A 24,221-nucleotide genomic window follows, 5' to 3' on the forward strand; every position below is an offset into this window, starting at 1 on the left:
AACAATATTAATAAAACTAAATCGAACACTTACTTTTTTATCCAGATTTACCATATTGCTAAAAACCTGAGTAGATTAATAATCTCATAAGGATTAATCTACTCAGGCTGTAAATTGATTAAAAATAAATTAAATCCCGAAGATTATTTTTGTTTTTAAGTTCTTTAGCATTTATTTTAGTTCGAATTTACTGGTAAGACCTTCATTAGAATTCCAGCCGACCAAAACATTAAACAAACCCGCTTCGGTTAAAAAATTACCATTGTTGTCATAAAATCCAAGTTCCTTATCTGTTAAAGTAAACTGAACGGTTTTCGTTTCTCCTTTTTTTAACGCAATAAGTTCAAAACCTTTTAATTCCTTAACAGGTCTCACCACACTGGCAGCGACATCATTTATATACAACTGAACTACTTCCTTTCCATCAACATTTCCAGTATTGGTAACATCAACAGTTAGTTCAATTTTTTCTCCTTTTTGGAAGGAAGTTTTTGCTAATTTCAGATTTTTATATTCGAAAGAAGTATAGCTTAATCCATAACCAAACGGATATAACGGTGTTTTTTCGACATCAATATAATGAGACCAGAAAGCGTTCTGATCTTTATTGGTTGGTCGTCCTGTATTGTACAAATTGTAATAAATTGGACATTGCCCAACGTTTCTGGGGAATGACATTGTAAGCTTACCACTTGGGTTGTAATCTCCGTACAAAACTTGGGCAATTGCATTTCCGGATTGGGTTCCTAACTGCCACGCTTCAACAATAGCAGGAATATTTTCTTGTGCCCACGGTAATGCGAGCGGACGCCCGTTATTTAAAACCAAAATGATATTAGGATTTACTTTGTAAACTTCCTCTAATAATTGCTGCTGATTCCCCGGCAGGCCTAATTCAGTTCTACTGCGTCCTTCACCACTTTGAAAACCAATTTCTCCTAAAACCATTACCACAACTTCAGACTCTTTTGCTGCCTTTTTTGCGGCTTCAAATCCAGAAAAATCAGTTGTATTAATTTTGACTTCATCAACAAATGCCTGCTTATTTAAAGCCACATCAGTTCCTTTTTCATATACTAACATATTATTTTTATATTGCTGCATTCCTTCAAGAACTGATACTGCTGTATTATCATCAGCGGCAATTCTCCAACTTCCGAGTGGACTGTTCTTATCATTTGCCAAAGCACCAATTAAAGCGATTTTCACTCCTTCTTTTTTTAATGGCAATAGTGTTTCATTCTTCCCCGACGGACTTGTATTCTTCAATAAAACAATTGATTTTTTAGCCATATCCAAAACAACATCATTGTTGGCCTTGTTTCCAATACTTGATTTTTCACGGGCTTCATCACAATATTTGTATGGATTATCAAACAAACCTAATTCAAATTTTACTCTAAGAATTCTGCGAACAGCATCGTCGATCAGACTTTCTTTTACCAATCCTTTTTTTACCAACTGAGCTAATTCAGTTACATATACATTTGATTCCATATCCATATCAGAACCTGCAATGACGGCTTTTTGAGCGGCATCAGCTCCATCGGCTGCGTAACCGTGTGTAATCATTTCGGCTATAGAGGCCCAATCAGAAACGACAAAACCATTAAATTTCCAAGCTCCCTTTAAAATATCTCTTTGCAAAAAAATATTCCCAGTTGCCGGAATTCCGTTTAATGTATTAAATGAATTCATGAAAGTACGAATTCCCGAATCGACTGCAGCTTTAAAAGGCGGTAACACACTATTGTACAGCTTAGAATTACTCATATCAACACTATTATATTCTCTGCCTGCTTCTACAAAGCCATAACCTGCAAAATGTTTGGCACAAGCAATGATAGCCGTATTGGCACTTAAGCTTTCTCCTTGAAAGCCTTTAACTCTGGCGGTTGCAATTTTGCTGCCCAGATAAGGATCTTCTCCGGCACCTTCCATCACTCGTCCCCATCTTGCATCATTAGAGATGTCTACATTAGGTGCAAAAGTCCAGTTTAATCCAGAAGCAGAAGCTTCGACAGCAGCAACACGTGCCGAATTTTTAATGGCTTCTAAATCCCAACTTGCCGCTTCTGCCAATGGAATAGGGCTTATGGTTTTATAACCATGTATAACATCAAAACCAAAAAGTAAAGGAATCCCAAGGCGGGTTTCTTCAACGGCTATTTTTTGTACGGCTCTTACTTCTTTAACGCCTCTTATGCTTAGCATAGAACCTACCAATCCTTTTTTTATATTATTGTACTTTTCTTCATTAGAACCTGATTCAGGTTTTGGACCTGTAACATCCCATGAGCCATTATATTGATTCATTTGCCCTACTTTTTCTTCTAATGTCATTTCTTTCATCAAAAGTGAAATCCGGTCTTCAATTGGTTTAGTAGCATCCAGGTGTGTTTTTGATTGAGCATATCCATTTCCAAAAACGATTAGCATTAGAAATGCATAATTCTTAAATTTTCTTTTTATCATTTTATTTGTTTTTTGTTGCGTTGTTAAAAACATGCAATAAAGAGTAGATTGTAACTTTTTATTATAATTTATTTTATATAATATAATTTTAAAACCTCATTTACATGAAATCAATAAATTTTGAGATTGTAAATGTAGTTTTCAGGTAGTAGTTAGTCTAGAACATTTGAAGCATTATCTACGACAAATGATGCATTTACATAAATCTAAAAATCAAAGTGATTAATTTTACTGCAATTAATGAACAATATTTTAGATGAGCTGTTTTAAAAGTAATGCTATACTCTACCTGCACATATCTTTATAAAATATTACTCACGCAGCGTAAATACAAAAAAACTTCATTCAGACTTTAACTGTTGTCTAATAGTATATTTTTTTATGTATTTTTTTCCCTCTTTTATATAGAGAATACAACCAGAAATTTAAAAAAAAGCCAGAGAAAAATGAATTTCTCTGGATTTTTAAATAGAATAATGTATTGTAAAATTACATCTTAATTTTAGACATTAAATCTTCAATTTTAGAATATGAAATTTCAGGATTGGCACCTGGTGCTTCGGCTACCAATGCTCCAACTGCGCAAGCAAAATTGAGTGCTTTTTGCGGTTCTTTTCCAGTTAGTAATGAAGTTATTAAAGCTGCCAAAAACGAATCCCCTGCGCCTACTGTGTCGGCAACCTCAACAGGATAACCTGCATTTTCAAAGATTTGACCATTCCACATTAATAAAGCTCCATGTTTACCTCTAGTGACGCACATTGCAGTTACTTTGGTTCTTTCTGCAATAAAATACATATTGTCTTCTAAACTGGTAAACGATGACTTCATCGCTTTAGTAATCTCTAATAATTCTTCATCATTGAACTTAATGAAATCCGAAGAGTGCATTAATTGCTCTAGCATTTCATAAGAATAATGCGGTTTTCTTAAATTAACATCAAAAACCTTATAGGCTTTTGTCTGCAGCAATTGTTGCAAAGATTCCCTTGAAACCTCATCTCTGCAAACCAGACTTCCATAAATTAAAACATCGGCATCTAATGCTTTTTTCTTTGCAAAATCATTTAATACAATCTTATCCCAAGCTGATGGATAACTGATTTCATAACTTGCAGAGCCGCGTTCGTTTACCGTTACGTTTACCAAACCCGTTGGAAATTCCTCTGATTTAATAATTGAAGCTGTTTCAAGACCTAAACTTTTTACCTGATCTATAATTGCATTTCCATCTTCGTCATTCCCTACACAGCTAATCATGGCTACTTCGCAGCCTAATGTTTTCATGCGCAGTGCTACATTGAGCGGTGCGCCACCAATCTTTTTTTCATTGGCAAAAACATCCCAAAGCACTTCTCCGTAGGCCACCGCCTTAAGGTTTTTTCCGTTATTCATTCTAAAATTATTTTATATTAATGTTATTCTGGTCTTGTCATCTGAAGATTAGAAAAAGTACTATTTTGTCCTTCTGAAATTAATCCCCATTTGTTTTGATCTCTTCCGTAAATACGATTTGTTAAAGCTGCTTTACCGTTAATGTAAAGTACTACAACGCTTCCTTCCATAATTATTTCAATATTATATTTAGTAGTTGTCTGAAATTGAAATGGTATTCGGGTTACTTCTTGTGAGGCAGAGTTATAGCTGACAACTTTACCTTTTTGGATATCAAAAATAATCTTATAATAACTTCCGGCATCATTGGTATGGTAAACAAATCCTGTAGTTCCAGTATCATTTGATAAGGTCACTTCCGCTTTTATTTTGGCTTTTTTACCTACAGCTTTAAAAGTCAACATTGCTTTTTCTGTTGTGCCTGATAAAGTATAAGTTCCATTATTTGCTATTACATTTGCTGTCATCACATCAACTTCGACATTACCGCTTTTTTTAGAAAATAAATCTTTAACAGATTGTGGTGCCTGAGTTCCTAATGTTCCATCGGTATTTTGAATTAGTTCATGAATAACCATATTCCCCGCCCAATCTTTATTTCCTAAATCATTTTCGGGTGTTTTTCTAGCATTCCATCCAAAAACATATCTTTTATTTCCGTCAGAAGCTGTTTTTCCGGCATAAAAATATTCTCCATCAATCTTATCATTTTCAGGTTTGATCCATGGTCCATTAATAGAATTTGCCATCCTGTAATGCGTGCCTTTATCACTACTCCAGTTTTCAGAGAACATCAAATACCAATAATTACCCATTTTAAAGATATCAGCGCATTCCATCATTAAATAATTCTCTTGCGGTGTTGTCGTGTAAATTGGTGCTTGAACATCCCATTTTCCTGATGCCGGATCAGCAGTTGTAAAATGTAGCAAAACCGCTTTTCTGCCTTGCTCTGTCTGGGTACTCACCAACATTGAGTATTTTTTAAGCTCATCATTATAAAAAACATGCGGATCTCTGAAATCGTAATTATAATATCCTGCCGGGGCTGTAATTTTAAAAGCAGGCAGCTTAGTCCAATTTTTCAAATCAGAACTTGTAGCACACAAAACACTTTCTCTTGCATTGGATTGTACAAAAGCCGCAGTTTCATTGTGCCCCGTGTAATAAAAGTAATAAAGATTACCCACTTTCATCACTGATCCTGTGCCAATAGCAAAATCAGGATCATTCGTTTTTCCGTATGGAATCATTTGCCCTTCGTAGGTAAAATGTGCCAAATCTGTACTTAAATATTCATGGATATCATGAAACCCTTTTCCAGCAGGCTTATTTTGTGCATCATGAAGGAAATAAATATGAAATTTCCCATTGTCAAAAAAAGGCATAATATCTCCTGTATAACCCGCACTGTAATAAGCATCACTTCCCCCCATCCATTGAGCGGGCGGAACTGGGAAAATACTTGTTGTCTCAGAATTCCCTCCTGAAATAGAACCTCCAATATACTTATCGTCCTGACTACAAGAAACAAGCGAAAAGAAAACGGAAGCTATTGTTACTATATTGTTTCTATATTTCATTTTTGTTGATTTGGAGATAGATTAATTTTTAGCCAGATAGTTGATACTATTTTGTGTTAAAAGCTTAATATTAGTGATAAATTCATTTACCTGACTTGGAACACCGCTGCTGTTGGTTTCATTATACCAATCATAAGCTCCCATCGAAATCACGATCACATTTTTATTAGTTCCGGTATTTGGAAACTCCGCAATGGTAACTCTTCCATCAAGATTATTATCCCAAGCTTCGCTCGCTAGGTTGGTTCCGCCAGTTTGGTTTCTCCAACCTTCTCCATTAACATATCCGCCCCATTCCGGTAAAAACCACCATGCAGTATGATTTAGTCTGAAAGTTCCGCTTTGCAATAAATTTGCTTTTCCGCTTTCATAAGTTATCAATCCTTCAAAAATTGGGTGATTCTCGTTACCTACAAAAGACATTCCCCAGGAATTTCCATCAACAAACCCATTTGGTGGAAAATCTCCAAAAACATTATTTGGTCCTTTTCCTGAAGGAACAATTCCTAAAGCATCTACATATTGTGAAGCAAAAGAAGTCAAAAGTAAATTTCCTCCGCTAGCTCTGAAATTCTTTAAAGCTGTAGTTACGGCAGGTTTATAGGCAATTGCTGGTAAATTAGCTGCGGAATCAAAATGCCACCAAATTACATCAACATCAGTTAAATCTGTACCGTTTTCAATACTGCTAAATGAAATGTATTTCGCTCCGCTAAAAGTGGAGAAGAACCAATTGGCAGCGGTAACTTCGTCCATATTTGTTATTTCAGCTCTCGTTGCAGCAGTTCCTAAAAAAGCAACCACTAAACCTGTTACAGGAACTCCAACATTAGCGGTATAATTCACGCTTTTCCCTTTAGAGGTTATTACAAAAGTCACTGCCTTTGTAAAATCAATTTTCGTTCCAGAAGCAGGCGAAATAGAAACACCCTCTGTTAGTTCTATAACTGGTTGTAAAGCGGTTAAATTGGCACCTTCAGGTAAGGTCATAGTAATGGTTTTATTACCATCGTTTACAGTTGCTGCAACTCCATTAATGGTAAAACTCTTAATTGGACTCAAAACTATTGTCGTTACCGTGTAGTCTTTGTACAAATTTCCATTTGTCACTCTAAACTTTACAGGATTAGCAAAATTAGCGGGCAGTGTTACATCTAAATTTGATGTTGCACCTTGTTCAAGTATAATTTCAGGTTTTACTGCCGTGATGTCAGATCCATAAGGCATCGTGATATTAATTTTTCCTGTTTTCTGATCAATTTGACCCGCTACTCCATTTATTTTAAAAGAAGTAACATTAGACGGTGAATTAACATCAAAACCGCCATTCTCAAAATTGTTTTCGCAGCCAGTAATCATAAAAACTACAGCCAATATCAAAGACACTTTTTTCCAATTTTTATATATAAATTTTCTCATGTTGATGTTCTTAAAATAGATTAATAACCAGGATTTTGTTTGTATAATCCCTGACTGAAATTAATTTGTTTCAACGGAATTGGACAATATTCTTCTTTATGAGCATCAAAAAAGGCATCTTGGTAATAGGTGCGTTTTGTTTTTTCTTCTGCATAAAAATCATTCATTACCTGATCTGTAACACCCCAGCGAACAAGGTCAAAAAAGCGGTTTCCTTCCATAGCCAATTCTAAACGACGTTCGAAACGCATTGCTTTACGGGCAAAATCCTGTGTCCAATTGCAATTAACCCCATCTACATAAGTATTGATTTTAAAATTGTTTACATACGGAAGTCTTCCTGTACTTTGAGCTGCTCGATCTCTAATTTGATTGATTAATGGTAAAGCTTCTGATTGTCTTCCTAATTCAATCAAAGCTTCGGCACGCATCAAAATCACATCAGCATAACGAATCTGGATTCTGTTTTTTGAATTCCCATAAAAAGGATCAATGTTTACCACACAACTGCAGCTAGGTGCCACATTTTCTTTTAATGAAGCAAAATAACCGTAAGTCCCCGGAGATCTTACCCAAGCTTCCACATATAGAAATTCAGGATCATATTTGTATGGTAATCCCGGCATTGCAACGGTGTGATACAATCTTGGATCAACCGTATTGGCATCTCTATTTTTATAATCAAAATCCTGGTCATTATAAGTATCAAATTCCGGTAAACCATTTGTGCCCGTTTTAAAAGCATTTACTAAATTTTGACTTGGTTTGTGAAAATCGCAGCATCCTAATCCCTGAGGAGTTGAAAGAACGTCTGAAAAATTCAATCTCCCGTATAAAGTTCCGTCGTTGTCTGAGAACTGAATGGAGAAAATAGATTCTGCTCCGTTTTCATAAGTTCCAGGTAAAAAGTTATTGGCAAAATCAGGCTCCAAACTTGCTTTTCCGATTACTTTGTCTGTTGCTGCAATTACTTCCTGCAAATGCTGCTGATTGACTCCTGTAACTTTATAACTATCATCTTGCGTATAAGCCTGATATAAACGTGTTTTTGCCAGATAAGCATAAGCTGCTTTTTGAGTCGCACGGCCAACTTGTGGCTGCGTTTCTGGCAAATTATCGGCCGCAGCCTGAAAATCTTCGGCTATTTTGTTCCAAAGTTCTTCGTTTGTAAGGGCTTTGTTTGAAATTGTTTTATACTCTTCTACCGGAATATCTTCTGTGATGTACGGAACATTTCGGAACATAATTTTTAGCATAAAATAAAAATGTCCTCTTAAAAAACGCATTTCAGCCATACGTGTTTTCTTTAGCGGATAATCGGCTTCCGAAATTTGTTCTAATGCTTTCAAGGCTTTATTTGCTCTGGACACACCCACATAGCTGATGTACCAAAAAGAATCTAATTCGCCAAAATCCGGTCTGATATTATTCGAAACTTCAAAAAAGTGTAAATCCTGAATATCATTGGTTCCGCTTCCGCCTTTGTAAGCATCATCAGAACGCACATTTCCAAATGGCCATAAACTATAAGGCGAATCATAATGATCATTACCTAATTGTGCATAAGCGGCATTCATAAATCCTTCTACTGTCTCTGGTGTCACAATATCTTTTTCTGATAATACTCCACGCGGATCATTTTCCAGAAAATCGGAGCAGGAAGCCAATAACCCCACTACCAAAAACCCTGTTATATATAGTATCTTTTTCATGTTTTTTGATTTAATCTTTTATTATAAAGTAAAATTAAGACCAGCCGTGAAAGTCGTTGGCTGAGGATATCCAAAAGCTGCGTTCTCAGGATCAACGCCTGTGAAACTCTTAGCATCAATAATCAATAAATTTTGTCCGCTTATGTATAATCTAAAGCTTTCAATATTGATTTTTTTTAATAAATCTTTTGGCAAACTGTATCCAAATTGTAAAACACGCAGTTTAAGATAATTACCGTTTTCAACATAATAAGTTGAGAATCTTGATTCTGCATTTCTATCTACTGTAGTTAAAGCCGGAATCGTAGAATTTGGATTATCCAAAGACCAGGCATTTAATAAACGTGTTCCTTTATTAGAACCTACATCATCAACACTCCAGAAATCTGTTTGGTATTTGGTATTATTAATGACATCAACGTCACTTGCTCCTTCCCAGAAAGTGGTAAAATCCCAATTTTTATAGCCCAAGCCTAAATTAAATCCGTATGTAAGTCCCGGATTTGGATTACCAATCCAGGTACGATCTTTATCTGTAATGGTTCCGTCGCCGTTTAAATCTTTGTAACGAATTCGGCCAAGGCCTTTTCCTTCCTGAATAGCCGAGTTATCTACTTCGTCCTGATTTTTAAATAATCCATCCGTAATATAACCGTACATAGAGTTAATTGGACGTCCCAGAATATTATCATTTAATCCGTCTCCTCCATAATTATTTTTTACCTCATCTGGTAATTGTGTAATCTTATTTTTGTTTGCCGAAATATTTGCTGAGATATCATATTTCAATCCAAATGAAGTTTTGTCACTGTAATCTAACGTAACTTCCCAACCTTCATTTTGCATCGAAGCACCATTAACCCAGCGATTTCCGCCTTCTCCAATTACTCCCAAATAAGCTGGTAAAACCAGAATGTCTTCTGTTTTTTTGATATAATAATCAACAGAACCGCTTAATTTTTGTTTGAATAATCCAAAATCCAAACCTATGTTGGTTTGTGTTGTGGTTTCCCATTTCAAGTCATCATTTCCAGATTGGGTTGCGATGAAACCTGATGGAAGTAATCCGTTTCCGTTTCCTGCAATATCATAAGCAGTACCGTAAGACGTTGCCCAAGTTGGGCTTCCTCCTGCATAACTTGCCAAATATAAACTGTAAACAGCTGTATTGCTAATTTCCTGATTTCCGGTTTGCCCCCATCCTGCACGAAGTTTTAGATCAGAAAAAACAGGTGCATTATTTTTGATGAAATTTTCATTAGAAATTCTCCATCCTGCGGAAACTGCAGGGAAGGTTCCGAATTGATTGTTTTTACCAAAACGAGATGAACCATCACGACGGATTGTAGCTGAAAGCAAATAACGATTATCAAATTCATAATCCGCTTTTCCAAAATAGGACAATAAGGAATATAGTGTTGAAGTGCCGCTTGTAAACGATTCTCCTGTTCCTGCATCAGGATACATATATTCAGGCGTTTCAATCAAAAAGCCATTTTTTCGTAAAGTCGTGGTATCAAAAGTATCTTTGTACATCTCGGTTCCTGCCATTAAATTCAAATTACTTTTACCGAAATTCAAACTGTAAATAGCAGTATTTGTCCAGGTCCATTTATCGCTTAAGGACTGATCTATTGTAACCGATGTCTGATCGTTTTGTAAATAACCGGATTGGTAACTTCTTTGCAGCGTACGTTTTTTATAAACCCCGTAATCAATACCAAAACTACTTTTGATATGAAGGTTTTTAATAATCTCTAAATCGGCATAAGCGTTTCCGAAAAGACGTAAATAATCGTATTTATTATCTTTATTATATTCTAAAAGTCGTACCGGGTTTTGTCTGTCATTCATTCCTCCAACAGGACCTCCCCAGCCTTTTCCGTCAACAGTACGTACCGGAATGATTGGCAAAGCACGAAGAGCTGGATCTAAAACTCCGGGATCTGTAACTTCATTGGTACGATTGAAACTAAAGTTTTCTCCAATAACTAATTTACCATTAAAATATTTATAAGAACTGTTCATTCTTGCAGAGATTCTCTCAAAATCAGTCGTTTTCACAACACCTTCATTTCCATAATATCCCAAAGAAAAGACATAATTTCCTTTATCTGAAGCATTTGAAACTGATAAATCATAAGATTTTGCGATTCCGGTTTGCGAAATTGCATCGTACCAATCGGTATTCGATGCTTTAAGGGTTTGATTCGCATCTAGATATTCAGGAACCAAAACTTTGTTTAATTGTGGTTTGCTATTGTTAACAGACCAGTCAAATTGATAACGCAAATTATTGTTATTCGGATTTAATCCGTCATTGATATTTGCCTGCCATAAAGCCTGACCAAACTGATTGGCATTTAACACCTCAAGCTTTCTTGAATAATCAGAAAAAGACGTATAAGTACTAAAATTGATTCTCATTTTACCCTCTTTTCCTTTTTTGGTAGTGATGATAATTACTCCGTTTGAAGCACGGGAACCATAAATACTCGCTGAAGAAGCATCTTTTAAAACCTGAATGGTTTCAATATCATTCGGGTTCAATTCATGCATTCCTGATTTAGTCGGCATTCCGTCAATTACATACAAAGGATCTGTGTTGTTTAAAGTTCCTACACCACGAATTACCACTTTAGTATTAGAACCGCTTGGAGATCCATCAGAAGATACTTTTACTCCCGCTACCCTTCCTTGCAGCGCTTTTATTGGGTTTGGTTCCGGCTGTTTCATGACTTCCTTCATGTTTACAACAGCAACCGCACCTGTAATATCTGTTTTCTTTTGTTTTGAATATCCTGTTACGACAACTTCATTAAGTTGGTTGTTGTCTACTTTTAAAATTATATTGAATGTTTTTTGCCCTTTCACGGAAATGGTTTGTGGTGCATATCCAATAAAAGAAACAACAATTACGGCATCTGAATTTAGATTACCGAAAGAAAAATTCCCGTCAAAATCTGTTACTGTACTGGTGTTTGTACCCGAAATAAGTACGGTTGCTCCCGGAAGCGGCATTCCGTCATCTGACGAAATTACTGTTCCTTTAATCCCACTTTCCTGGGCTGTCATTATCAGCATTGGAAAGAAGAAAAATAGAAAATAAATAATTTTACTTTTCATGAGGTTAGTGGTTTTTAGTTAGTTTATATTTAATTGGTTAATTAGGAGATTGCTCAGTTCAACTCCTTCGTTTGAAGAAACTGATAGAGATGTAAATGGCTGGTTTGTGAAAAAGATTTCGGTTATTACTTTTTCGCCATTGTTATAAAATATTTCAATGGATGTTTTGTCTAAAATGATTTTAAAAACACCTTCTTTTTGATTCCCATCTAAAATTGCTTTGGTAATTGATGAGGCAAATTTTTCAGAGAAATCATTTTTTCCTGCTTTCGAACGATCTACAAATAAATAGTGCTCTGAATTATTGATCCCGAAGGTCAAAGATTCTCCAATTGCGTTTGAAAGTATAAAAGTGTACGTATCCTGTTTTATGTTTTTTAAATTAAAATTGACAATTGCCTGAGTCAAATCGAGTTTTCCTGCTTCCAGAATGGAGAGTTTTCCTTTTCCTTTTAGGCTTTTTCCTTTGATTGTCTTAGAAACATATTTGTTGATTTCTTTCACAGGATTACTGATCAGACTATAATCATTTCCTTTTTTGATCAACTTAATTTCTCGGGCAATTGTAGTACTGCTTCTCCATACAAATGTTGGAACATCTTGCGCGTAGTCCCAGTTCGACATCCACCCGATAAATAATCGACGGCCATCGGCACTTGGAACATTATTCCAGGTTACGCCAGCATAATTATCTTTTCCGTAATCAATCCAAACGGCTTTTTCCTGTTCTACTCTTTTAGCAAAATTAGCATCTAGCGTAAACGACTTTCCATCAAAATCTCCAATAAAATACTGCGTTCCAGAACCTCCGTTAGCGCCACCCGGATTTAAACTCTGAATTAAAACCCATTTGGTTTCATTGGTTCCTTTAACTTTTATTTGAAAGAAATCAGGACATTCCCAAACACCTCCGTGAGCTCCGATATTTTTTCCAAAATCAGATAAATATTCCCAGTTCTTCAGATCTTTTGATTTGTAAAACTGCGATCGATCTTGAGCCGCCAAAACTAATATCCATTGTTTATGTGTTTCATCCCAAGTTGCTTTTGGATCACGAAAATCACGAATTCCAGGATTTTTCACAACAGGATTTCCTTCCTTAAATTTCTGCCATGTAAAACCATAGTCGTTAGAATAGGCAATATCCTGTTGCTCAACATCAATTTTGTTTTCTTTTTCTTTTGTCATGTCATGCAGCGTATAAATCGCCACAATGGGAGCCATTTTCCCAGTACCTAAACCCGAAGTATTGTTTACATCAACAACAGCGCTTCCTGAAAAAATATATTTGTCGTTGTCCGGATAAATCGCAATAGGCTGCTCTTCCCATTTCACTAAGTCTTTACTTGTTGCATGTCCCCAATGCATGGGTCCCCATTTATTTCCGTCTGGATAATACTGATAGAACAAATGATAATAACCATTAGCATAAAACATTCCGTTTGGATCGTTCATCCATCCTTTTTTGGGTGTAAAATGAAAGTTAGGACGGTACATTTGCTCCTCTGAAGAAGTTGAAACTGCAACAGACCTATTTTGTGCAAGAGCTGAATAGGGTTTACAGCTTCCTATCGATAGTAGTATGGCACTATAAAATGCCAGCGGCAGATGTTTCTTTGTTTTCATTTTTTTTGATATTTTTTTTGGTTAGATTTTCGCTTAATACCTCTAAAGATATGCCCTTAGTTTCCGGCATTATAAAAATGACAAACAATAACTGCAGTACCATCATTAATGTGAAAATTAAGAATACGACTTCAGGGCCTATTTCTGAAAACAACATTGGAATTAAAGAAGGAATAATTGCTGCTAAAACCCAGTGTACTGAACTTCCAAAAGCCTGTCCCGAAGCACGAATGTGATTTGGGAAAATTTCTGAAATAAAAACCCATATAACTGCCCCCTGACCAATGGCGTGAGAAGCAATAAACAAGAAAAGGAAAATAGGTACCGATAATCCTCCCCAATTGAAATAAAACGAAGCTGAGACTAATCCTAAAGAAATAATATATCCAACAGAACCTATGTACATTAATAGCTTTCTTCCTAATTTGTCAATTAATGCTACGCCGATTAAAGTAAAGATAAGATTGGTAACACCAATTCCGATACTGCTCAACAAAGCTGTGTTTTGTCCTAAACCTGCTTCTTCAAAAATTCTTGGCGCATAATAAAGGAAGGCATTGATTCCTGAAAACTGATTAAAAAAGGCAATTAAGAAGGCCAGCATTAAAGGGAAACGGTATTTTTTCATGAAAATATTTTCATGTTTGGTAACACCATTTTCCCTAGAATCATCCATAATATCTTTAAGATCTGCACTCGGATCAATTTTATACAATACTTTTCGCGCTTCCTCATCTCGGTTTTTAGATAACAACCATCTTGGGCTTTCCGGTATTGTAAGTATAAAAAGAAGGTAAATAAAAGAAGGAATAGCCTGCACTCCTATCATCCAACGCCAGGCATTTTCTCCAATATCTTTTAAAAAGTAATTCGATATAAAGGCGATTAAAATGCCAAGTACAATATTAAATTGGTACAAGGCTACTAAGCGTCCGCGTTTGTCAGCGGGAGCAATTTCAGAAACATAGGCCGGAGCAGCAATAGTAGAAGCCCCAACTCCTAAACCTCCAATAAATCTGAAAGCGGCAAATACAAAGGGATCATTTGCAAAAGCAGCGCCTACAGCCGAAATAAAATACAAGATCCCAATCCAGAATAGTGTTTTTTTACGACCTATCTTATTGGTTGGGATTCCTCCAAAAATAGCACCTACAACTGTTCCCCACAATGCCATTGCCATAACAACAGATCCATGAAAAGCATCAGATGAATGCCAAAGAAGCTGCAATTGTTTATCAGCTCCAGAAATAACAACGGTATCAAAACCGAATAGAAAACCTGCCAGTGCAGCAGTAACAGACCAAATCAATATCTTGTTCATTGTAGATGTATTAAAAACTTATTGCTAAGATATCCGCAAAAAAAACAACTTATTTTTAATGATGTTACAATTTAATTCTACAAATACTGACAGTTTCACATTTAAATAAAAACACCTTTATTTACAAGGCTTTACGCAATTTAAAATTTATTTACGAAAACCATGTAGTTTCGATTTTGTTACATTAGGTTCAAAATTGATACTTAATTTGTATCGATTTTGAACTTATATTAAGTGGAAGATTTGTATTCCTTTGGTGAAATTCCAAATTTATTCTTAAAAGCTGTAGAAAAATAGTTTGGAGAAGAGAATCCCAACGAGTACGCAATTTCAGAAATATTCATATTATTGGACTTTAAAAGCTCTGCTGCTTTCTCCAATTTTACATTATTAATATGATCACTGATATTAATTCCGATAATAGCTTTTACTTTTCGATACAGCTGAACTCGGGAAACTCCAAGTTTATCAGCTAAATCTTCAACAGAAAATTTAGGATTTTCTACATTTCTATTAATAATATCATTCATCTTAGTAATAAAGGACTGCTCCTGATTGCCAAATTTAGATTCTGGTTCAACGCGATAAATATTATTGGTGTAATAATAACGAAGCTTTTCTCTGTTGAAAAGCAAGCTGGAAATAGATTGTTTTAAAATCGAAAGACTAAAAGGTTTTGTCAAATATTGATCTACTCCACTTTGCAACCCTTTCAAAGTAGATTCTTTATCGCTTTGGGCCGTCAAAATAATAATAGGAATATGTGACGAACGCAGGTCCTTTTTCAGTTCTTTGCTAATTTCATATCCGTCTTTGTCAACCAGATTTATATCACAAATGATAATATCCGGAATGATTTCCATTGTTTTTTCAATAGCATCGCTTCCGTCTGAAGTATAAACTACGTATTCGCTGGATAATTTAGCCCTTAAAAAGGTAACCAAATCTATATTGTCTTCTATAACTAAAAGCGTATGCTTTTCTGATTCAGAGATTACAATGTCTGGATTTAAATCTGTCCCTATATCTAAATTATCCAATATTAAGTTTGGAGTACGATTTAAATTTTCGGCTTTATTTACGATTTCCGAAGGCTGCAAATGAATGTTTCCTTTTAATACGGTAATTATAAACTCAGTTCCTTGCTTCGATTTTAATTCGATTGTTCCCTGATGCAAAAGCACAAACTCTTTGGAGAGATGAAGTCCAATTCCCGAACTATTCTTATTATTATTTGAAGCTTTAAAAAAAGGATTAAATACATTCGACAATTCATTTTCAGGTATTCCAATTCCAGAATCTTTAAAACTAATTCTAACTGTATTATCCTGATTTTCTGAGATCAAAATACTAATTTTACCATTATCAGGAGTAAATTTAAAAGCATTGGAGAGCAAATTGAAATATACTTTATCCATCAATCCTCTATCAATAAATAATTCCAGATTTTTGTTTTTGCAAATAAGCTGAAAATCAATATTTCTGCGGGCAGCTTCGCCTTTGAAATTCGTCATTACTTCATTTGTAAAATCATAAATTTTAGTATTTGAAGCTCTCAAAGTGAATTTTTGCTCTTCAATTTTTCTAAAATCCAGCAATTGATTTATTAATCTGAGTAATCGATTTGAATTTTTATGAATTAGTTTTACTTCGTCAATCAGTGTAGTTCCTTTAATTTTTTCATTTTCAATTAACGACTCTACATAACTCATAATAAGTGTTATAGGAGTTTTAAATTCATGCGAAAGTCCGGTAAAGAAATTCAATTTTGCTTCGTTGCTTCTTTGGGCAATTTGAGCCATTTCCTGAATTTCATTATTCTGATCAATTACAGTTTGGTTGATTCTTTCGAGTTGTTTTTTCTTTCTCGAAATAGAAATAGTCGAATAAATACTGTAAATCGTCAAACTCAAAATAATCACAAGGAAAAAACTGAGCAACCGAACCAGATTATTCTGCGAAGCATATTCTCTTTCCTGCACTTTTATTGCTCCTTGCTGTGATTCAATAACTACTTGTTGCTGATCTACTTTATCCATTTGATTTTCGATAATTTCAGCGTTATTTTGATCAATAACAATGGTATTGAGAATATTATTTTTTGAAATCGGTTCTTTATTATACATTTTCAGAGCCAGTTTTAAGGCTTCATTTCCTCCCGTCGGATATAAAATAGTACCGTCCAGTATACCACTTTTTACCAATTCTATACCACCATTAACAGTATTGAGTCCATCAACTCCAATAAATTTAATCTTCTTTTCTAAGCCTAAGGTTTTCGCAGTTTCCCAGGCACTTAAAGCCATACGGTCATTATGAGCAAAAATATATTCAATGTCTGAGTTTTTTGAAAGAATTGCTTTTAATGGTACTTTAACCGATTCTCCCTCCCAATCGCCATGAATGGTATTCTCGACTTTGAAGTGCTTATTTTCATTAATAATCTGATCAAATCCAAGGCTTCTTTCATAGGCAGGTGAAGAGCCATTTGCTCCGGTAATTTCAATAATTTTACCAGAACCTTTGCTGTTTGAAATAATATATCGGGCTGTAATTCTCCCAATTTCAATATTATCAGCACCTAAATAAGCGGTATAATTTTCACCTTCAATTTTCCGATCCACTACAAGGACGGGAATTCCGGCTTTAATCGACTTCTCTACTACTGCTGTTAGCGGTTTTGATTGAATTGGAGAGACAATAATAACGTCAACTTTATTAGAAATGAATGTTTCAATGTCTTCAATCTGTTTCGCAATATTGTTATTCGCATCACTAATCTTTAATTCAACCTCAGGACGCAATGAAGCTTCAATCTTTATAGAACTGTTCATTTGTTTTCGCCAGTCGTCTGTAGTCATGGCCTGAGAAAATCCAACTTTAATTTTGTTTCCCTGTTTTTGCTTACAGGAAACTAAACTTAATGATGCTAAGAAAAGTAGCAAAATATATTTTACAGAATTATGCATAGAATTATCTGTTATGGTAAATGAAAATAATTATATAAAGTGCCTTGTTTAATCGAACTTGTCTCAATAATTAGGAAGGATTATTTAAAATGACAAGGAAGAAGGTGTGTATAGTTTAAAAAGTAAAATTAAGCTTTTATTCCATAAACGCAAATGAGTACTGAAATATCTTGACTAAAAAATAAAAATGGTTATTTTAATCAATCAAAAATCGTGGCACATTTGAAATTGAACTGCTAATTTTTCTGTCACAAAAAGTTAAGACATTCAATATGTTTATTATTTCTATTTTCGAGCTTTTTAGTTTTGTGGCAGAATAGTCGCGTATAATGTTTTTCAAAAGTCAAAGGTCTGTAAAATCAAGGTCAAAAAAGTTTAGGTTCGAAACTTTATTAAACTTTTTTTTATTGATTTACTTGTCAAGCTAAAATTTAAATTAATACAAATAAAACTTTAATTACCAACAATGCCAAAGAAGACAGATTCCTAACAAGTAAAAAAGCAGTATTATAATTAAATAACGGGTTCTGTTGCATCTGCCAAGATTTTAAGTGAAATAAAACTTAGCCCGTCAATTTACAGAATGATTTAAACGTAATTATCTCTGGTCCAATCATGTGATTCTTTCTCAACATATGAACAACTTCAATTCTGCTCAATGTTCGTCTTGCCGATTCAAAGCTTTTAAAGCTTAAACCGTTTTGTATCCTCCACTTTGTAAAAACGATGGTACTGTTCTACTATGTTATTAATGTATTTACACTGTCGGATTTTAATCTTTGACAAAGAAGGTTTGTTATAGACTTAAATCGCTGCTGCATTAGAACCACTTTTATCAATGTTTATTATTCTTGGCATGTAGTTATTAGCAAGTGATTTAATTAGATAAGAATACGCACTGATTCTTTGTCTTTTTCTAGTCAAAAAGAAAGTCAACCGTATCGCATAATTTATCTACTTTAATAAATAATACCAAATATCTTTTACTTTGATATTAGGTCTCATCCTATCTACAGCTTCTACCCACTCTATCTTTTCTATTCTTCATCTTTAATTCAACGAAAGGTTTAAAGCGCTGGATCGTAGCATGATCCACAGGCACTCCACAAATCTTCATTATTTCTTCAACATTACGATAACTAAGTATAAATTTTAATTTAAAATACACTGCCTGAAGAATAATAGATTTTGAATAGCTATGCCCTTTGGTATTCGTTTTTCGATGGATATAAAATTCCAAAGATAAAAGGTATTCTCAAATGCGACAGAACCTTATTATCTATCTTATATCCAAATGTTTCAATTTACTGTTACACTAGAATTTATTTTTTTTCAAAATAAAGATAATTAGTGCTATTACTTACATCACGTAATCGTATTTGTGAATTATTAAATTCAAACAAGTTCCAGTTTTTATTCAAATTAGAAAGTACCGCTGAACTGAAATTTAGCTGCAATTTCCTAACTCCGCCATACTGTAAAGTACTTTCCCATTGACCTATTTCGGGAATCCCTCCTTTGGTAGCCACTACCGATTTGTCACTTTTAAAGACAAATGAGTATCCATTATAAGATGAGGTTTTGTCAGAATTCGAGAAATAATAAGGTATATTCCAAGAACCATTTGTTAGCACTGTTGTAAAATCAAGAGCTGTAATGTTATTTTCGGGACAGTAATCAATAGCGTATTTGATCGCATTTTCGAAATCCAGATTATTCGTAATTGATTTTGTCTCATTATTATAATCTGTTATAGAAATTGGATATTGTAAGGCAATATATTCACTATTGTTCAGATTTTTAATAAAATTAAAAAAAGTCTGATCGCTTGTAATAGATTGAGAACTTGCTATCTGATTCGCACTGTTATAAGTATTAATGGTAATGGGATAGTTGATATTTAGTCCGTTAATTTTGGATAATAGATCAGGATAGAGATTCCAGTAATCGATTAAGTCTTTGAAATCAGTTTCATTGGGGATCAGTTTCTGGATGTAATTATAGTACACCATTGTTACAGGAAAATCTATTTTTACAATATCATCATCGTATCCATTGGCATTAATATTATCTGTTATTTTTTGATAATCGGCTGCAGTATTAACCGCAATTTGAGTATTATTGACTGTAACGGTGTAAGGTAATTTTATAGTGCAATAACTAGACCCGTCGATAACATTATCCTGCACGGTTTGAACCATTGCAACCCTTTGCAAATAAGTAGTAAGAGGAGAAGTATTGGTAACTGTTCCTTGTACATTGATATCTTGCTCCTCAGAGTCATTTTGACAAGACCATAAGAGTAATAAAATGGCTATGGATAAATATTTTTTTAAAGGGAACATATCTATATTTTTACAAATGTAATAAAATTTAAGAAACTGGTTTTTAATAAATCCGCTATCAATGATTTAAGTCTCTTCTTTTTTTATAATAAATCATTAAAAGCAATAGCATTTTATACTTCTATAAAACAATCAGCTTTATCTTTACCCTACTTTTACTAAAAACAAATACTTTTGTGTCGTATAAATCGAAAATCTACATGTCACTTAAAAATCAATCCAGTACTTGTGATGAAATAATCTTTTCGTCTTTCTTCAAAAGTCACGTAAAAGCACTTCGGAATTTTCTTTTTTACAAATTTGGAAATATCGATCAAGCAGACGATGTAGCGCAAGAAGCTTTTGTGAAACTTTGGCAAAATTGTGCTACGGTGCCAATTGAAAAAGCAAAATCATATGTTTATACTATTGCTAACAATAGCAGCCTCAATGCCATTGCCCACCAGAAAGTGGTATTGAGATATGAAAAAAACTTTACAGGTCTAGATAAAACCAATGAAAGTCCGGAATATATTCTGGAGGAAAAACAATTTCAAGTCAAACTTTTAAAAGCCATTGAAAACTTAAACGAAAAACAACGTACTGCTTTTTTAATGCATCGGATTGACGGAAAAAAATACAGTGAAATTGCTCTGGAATTAAATATTAGTGTCAAAGCGGTAGAAAAACGCATTCATTTGGCTCTATTAAGCTTGCGCAAAGAAATTGATCTATAAAAGTAGGGTAAATTTAGTCCCGATTGTTTTATTAACATAATTCGAGTACAATGAAAGAAAATCGCTTATTGGCAAAATGGCTGAACAATGATTTATCCGAGGATGAATTAGCTAAATTTGAAGCAAGCCCCGATTTTAAAAAATACCAAAAGATAAAGAATTATACCGCTCATTTGGAAGTAGATGATTTGGATGAAAACGTTATGCTGTCGAATATTTTGAGCCAGAAAAAAGCGACTCCAAAAGTAATTCCTTTATATAAAAAATGGATGTTTCGAGCCGCCGCAATCTTTGTTTTAGCGCTTGGAATTACTTTTGTTACGAGGTCTTTTTTACCAGAAACGCATACGGCTAATTTTGGCGAAAAAAATACTTTTTCATTACCTGATAATTCTGAAGTGGTGCTAAATTCTGGTTCTGAAATACATTATAAAAAATGGAATTGGGATAACAACAGACATCTTGAGTTAAAAGGAGAAGCTTATTTCAGGGTCGCCAAAGGGAGACGATTTGAAGTACAGACGAATCTTGGAAAAGTAGCTGTTTTAGGAACACAATTTAATGTAAAAGCTAGAAAAAACAGATTTGATGTAGTGTGTTATGAAGGTCGTGTAAAGGTAAATTATGCCAACACTCAGATTTTATTGACACATGGCCAAAGCGTAAGTTTTGAAAACGGAAAACAATTTAGCGCGGTAGTAAATTTGTCAAAACCGGAATGGATGGATAATCAAATCGCTTTTTATAGCGAAAATATTAAAAGCCTATTAGACGAAGTTCAAAGACAATATAATATTACGATTGAACTGAATGCGAAAGATACAACTTCGCTTTTTACGGGAAAATTACCAACTCAAGACTTGGATATCGCCCTGCAAATTATTAGTACTACCTGTCATTTAAAGGCTAAAAAAGTCTCGAAAAATAAAATAATTTTTGACGAAAAATAAATGCTATCCCCCAAATCATTTCATTTTTTGTTTGGTCTGTTTTTCTTTGTTCTGAATCTTTCTGCTCAGGACAAAGGAAAAGCTGTGCCTTTTAAAAAAATCATAATTGATATTGAACAAAAGCATCACGTTAATTTTAATTACACCGAAGAAAATATTGCCGACCTGCAATTAGTTCCTCCAAAAAAATCACTTTCTCTAGAACAAAAACTGCAATATCTGGCTATAAAAACCCATTTGTCTTTTGAAAATATTGGCAACCAATTCATTAATATCTATAAAAAAGAACATGAAACTCACATAATCTGCGGATACGTTTTTTCCGGTACAGATAAAAAACCTATTGAAAATGCTAATATCAGTTTAAGTGCTAAAATTCAGGTTACAACAGATTCAAAGGGATATTTTGAATTTAAAAAAGAAAATGACGGTTTGCTTTTCATTAGTCATGTAGGATTTACGGCCAAAAGAATTATTACAGTCAATTCTAAACCTGAAAATTGTCTTCAAATACTATTAGAACCTGAAATTACGCAGTTGGAAGAAATTAAGGCAAATGCTGTTCTGGCTTCGGGAATTTCAAAAAATAGCGATGGCTCTTTTGAAATTAAACCCAAGAAATTCGGTATTCTACCTGGACTTATCGAACCAGATGCTTTGCAGACTATGCAGCAAATTCCCGGCGTAAACAGTCTGGACGAAAGCGTGTCAAGCATCAATGTTCGTGGCGGCACGCACGACCAGAATTTGTTTTTATGGAATGGAATACGAATGTTTCAAACGGGGCACTTTTTTGGTTTAATATCGGTTTTCAACCCAAATCTGGCAAATAGTATTTCTATTTATAAAAACGGAAGTTCTGCATTTTACGGAGAAAGTGTATCGAGTGTAGTCGCTATTTCTTCAACTCTGGAAACAGCAGAAAAAAACTCTTTTAGTGCGGGAATTAATATGATCAATGCTGATGTGTATGCAAAATACAATCTTTCAAAAAAGAGTTATATCGAAATTTCAGCGCGAAAATCTATTACCGATTTTGTAGAGACGCCTACCTACAAGGAATATTTCGATAAAATATTTCAAAACACTACTATCACTGATTTTTCACAAAACCAAAATATCGATTATCAAAGTGATAAAAAATTTGGCTTTTACGACGCTACGCTGAAATATGCTCAAAAAATTGGTCTTAAAGATGAATTAGTACTCGATTTAATTACCATAAAAGACAATCTGGAAGTCTTTCAGAGTGCTAAGGTGTATGACATTAACAGATCTGAAAACAACGTTTTACGCCAGCAAAATTATGGAGGAAATTTGTCCTGGAAAAGAAACTGGAATCGCTCTAATATAAGTAAAATTAATGTTTACAATTCATCTTATGAACTTTTGGGCAACCAAAAAACGAGTATTGAAAACCAGATCGTTATCCAAGAAAACACTATTAATAATAATGGTTTTAATTTAGAAAACAATCATACTGTTACTTCTAAATTTAGTTTTAACGATGGTTATCAGTTTAATGAAATAGGGATTACCAATTTAGAACAGGTTACTAATCCTGCTTTTTATCGTAAAGTAAAAGACGTTCTGAGAGTGCATGCCTTAATTTTGGAAGGAAAATACAATGATACCCTCTCTAAAATATATTTTAAATCAGGAACACGAATTAATTACATTGAAAAATTTAAAAAATACAGTGTAGAACCCCGAATACAATTTGGTTATGGGATAAGTAAAAACTTAAATCTAGAACTACTTGGCGAGCTGAAAAGCCAGAATACTCAACAAATCATTGATTTGCAAAAAGATTATTTTGGTATTGAAAAAAGACGTTGGATTGTCGCTAATAATACGACAATTCCAATTCAAAGAAGCAAGCAAATTTCCTTGAATTTATTCTACAAAAAGAATGACTGGCTTTTGGATATTGAAAATTTTTACAAAAAAGTAAGCGGAATTACGACCTCCAGTCAAGGTTTTCAGAATCAGTTAGAATTTGTGCGAACCATTGGCAATTATGAAGTTTGGGGAGCAGAAATGCTGATACAGAAAAAAATGAATCACTATCTTACTTGGTTGAGTTATACTTATAACCATAATAATTATCATTTTGCTAATTTTGAATACCCAATTTTTCCCAATAATTTTCAGCTAATGCATACAATATCTTGGGCTGGCATTTATGAGAAAAATAATTTTAAAATCGCTATCGGAACTAAATGGTCTTCAGGCAGACCCAAAACCTCTCTTAACTTTTCGCAAATTGATTCTTCAAATCCAGTACTGGTTTACAACAAACCAAATAATACCAATTTGAACGTCTTCTCGCAGATTAATTTTTCTTCTACTTACAATTGGAAAACGGCAAATGGAGTTCAGTACAAATTTGGGATTTCGATCTTAAATATCCTAAACCGAAAAAATGAAATCAGCGAATATTACAGAATGAGTTCTCTGACAAATTCTATTGAGGAAGTAGAAACATTTGCTCTGCAAAGGACTCCAAATGTGAGCATTAGAGTTTCTTTGTAGCGCTATTTTTATGATCTTTAAGAAAATCATATTTCTTTTTTTATAAAAT

At 34.1% G+C, this 24,221-nt stretch carries 13 protein-coding genes; 3 read left to right on the forward strand and 10 right to left on the reverse strand.

Going from position 1 to position 24,221, the window contains the following annotated elements; all coding sequences use genetic code 11:
* Positions 1–171: 171 nt before the first annotated feature.
* From bglX to LNP22_RS15780, 10 genes are all read right to left on the reverse strand, one after another.
* Positions 172–2,475, reverse strand: a complete 2,304-nt coding sequence (gene bglX / locus LNP22_RS15735; protein ID WP_229974308.1) for a beta-glucosidase BglX — start codon at positions 2,473–2,475, stop codon at positions 172–174.
* Positions 2,476–2,964: 489 nt separating this feature from the next.
* Entirely contained in the window at positions 2,965–3,870 is a 906-nt protein-coding gene (locus LNP22_RS15740) for a carbohydrate kinase family protein (protein ID WP_229974309.1), read from the reverse strand.
* A gap of 23 nt (positions 3,871–3,893) precedes the next feature.
* On the reverse strand, positions 3,894–5,453 hold the full coding sequence (locus LNP22_RS15745; protein ID WP_229974310.1) for a glycoside hydrolase family 32 protein: 1,560 nt from the start codon (positions 5,451–5,453) through the stop codon (positions 3,894–3,896).
* A 21-nt stretch (positions 5,454–5,474) separates the two neighbouring features.
* Entirely contained in the window at positions 5,475–6,872 is a 1,398-nt protein-coding gene (locus LNP22_RS15750) for a DUF4960 domain-containing protein (protein WP_229974311.1), read from the reverse strand.
* A 20-nt stretch (positions 6,873–6,892) separates the two neighbouring features.
* On the reverse strand, positions 6,893–8,584 hold the full coding sequence (locus LNP22_RS15755) for a RagB/SusD family nutrient uptake outer membrane protein (RefSeq protein ID WP_229974312.1): 1,692 nt from the start codon (positions 8,582–8,584) through the stop codon (positions 6,893–6,895).
* A 21-nt stretch (positions 8,585–8,605) separates the two neighbouring features.
* Complete coding sequence (locus tag LNP22_RS15760) at positions 8,606–11,710, reverse strand: SusC/RagA family TonB-linked outer membrane protein (RefSeq protein ID WP_229974313.1); 3,105 nt, start codon at positions 11,708–11,710, stop codon at positions 8,606–8,608.
* An 18-nt stretch (positions 11,711–11,728) separates the two neighbouring features.
* The gene (locus LNP22_RS15765; RefSeq protein WP_229974314.1) at positions 11,729–13,336 is read right to left on the reverse strand and encodes a glycoside hydrolase family 32 protein; all 1,608 of its coding nucleotides are present in this window, start codon (positions 13,334–13,336) and stop codon (positions 11,729–11,731) included.
* Positions 13,299–14,657: a sugar porter family MFS transporter gene (locus LNP22_RS15770; RefSeq protein WP_229974315.1), complete on the reverse strand. Its 1,359-nt coding sequence runs from the start codon at positions 14,655–14,657 to the stop codon at positions 13,299–13,301. Before LNP22_RS15770 ends, LNP22_RS15765 begins: the two co-directional genes overlap by 38 nt.
* Positions 14,658–14,887: 230 nt before the next feature.
* Entirely contained in the window at positions 14,888–17,626 is a 2,739-nt protein-coding gene (locus LNP22_RS15775) for a substrate-binding domain-containing protein (RefSeq protein ID WP_229974316.1), read from the reverse strand.
* A gap of 1,322 nt (positions 17,627–18,948) precedes the next feature.
* Positions 18,949–19,971 carry a hypothetical protein gene (locus LNP22_RS15780; RefSeq protein WP_229974317.1) on the reverse strand — a complete coding sequence of 341 codons (1,023 nt, stop codon included), beginning with the start codon at positions 19,969–19,971 and terminating at the stop codon, positions 18,949–18,951.
* A 200-nt stretch (positions 19,972–20,171) separates the two neighbouring features.
* Between LNP22_RS15780 and LNP22_RS15785 the strand changes: the two genes are divergently transcribed.
* The 3 genes from LNP22_RS15785 to LNP22_RS15795 are packed head-to-tail and all read left to right on the forward strand — an operon-like array spanning position 20,172 to position 24,172.
* Positions 20,172–20,687 carry an RNA polymerase sigma factor gene (locus LNP22_RS15785; protein ID WP_229974318.1) on the forward strand — a complete coding sequence of 172 codons (516 nt, stop codon included), beginning with the start codon at positions 20,172–20,174 and terminating at the stop codon, positions 20,685–20,687.
* A gap of 50 nt (positions 20,688–20,737) precedes the next feature.
* Positions 20,738–21,637 carry a FecR family protein gene (locus LNP22_RS15790; protein WP_229974319.1) on the forward strand — a complete coding sequence of 300 codons (900 nt, stop codon included), beginning with the start codon at positions 20,738–20,740 and terminating at the stop codon, positions 21,635–21,637.
* Positions 21,638–24,172 carry a carboxypeptidase-like regulatory domain-containing protein gene (locus tag LNP22_RS15795; protein WP_229974320.1) on the forward strand — a complete coding sequence of 845 codons (2,535 nt, stop codon included), beginning with the start codon at positions 21,638–21,640 and terminating at the stop codon, positions 24,170–24,172.
* The last annotated feature ends 49 nt before the right edge of the window (positions 24,173–24,221 follow it).

Origin of the sequence: Flavobacterium flavipigmentatum, assembly GCF_020911905.1 — a bacterium.
GTDB lineage: Bacteria > Bacteroidota > Bacteroidia > Flavobacteriales > Flavobacteriaceae > Flavobacterium > Flavobacterium flavipigmentatum.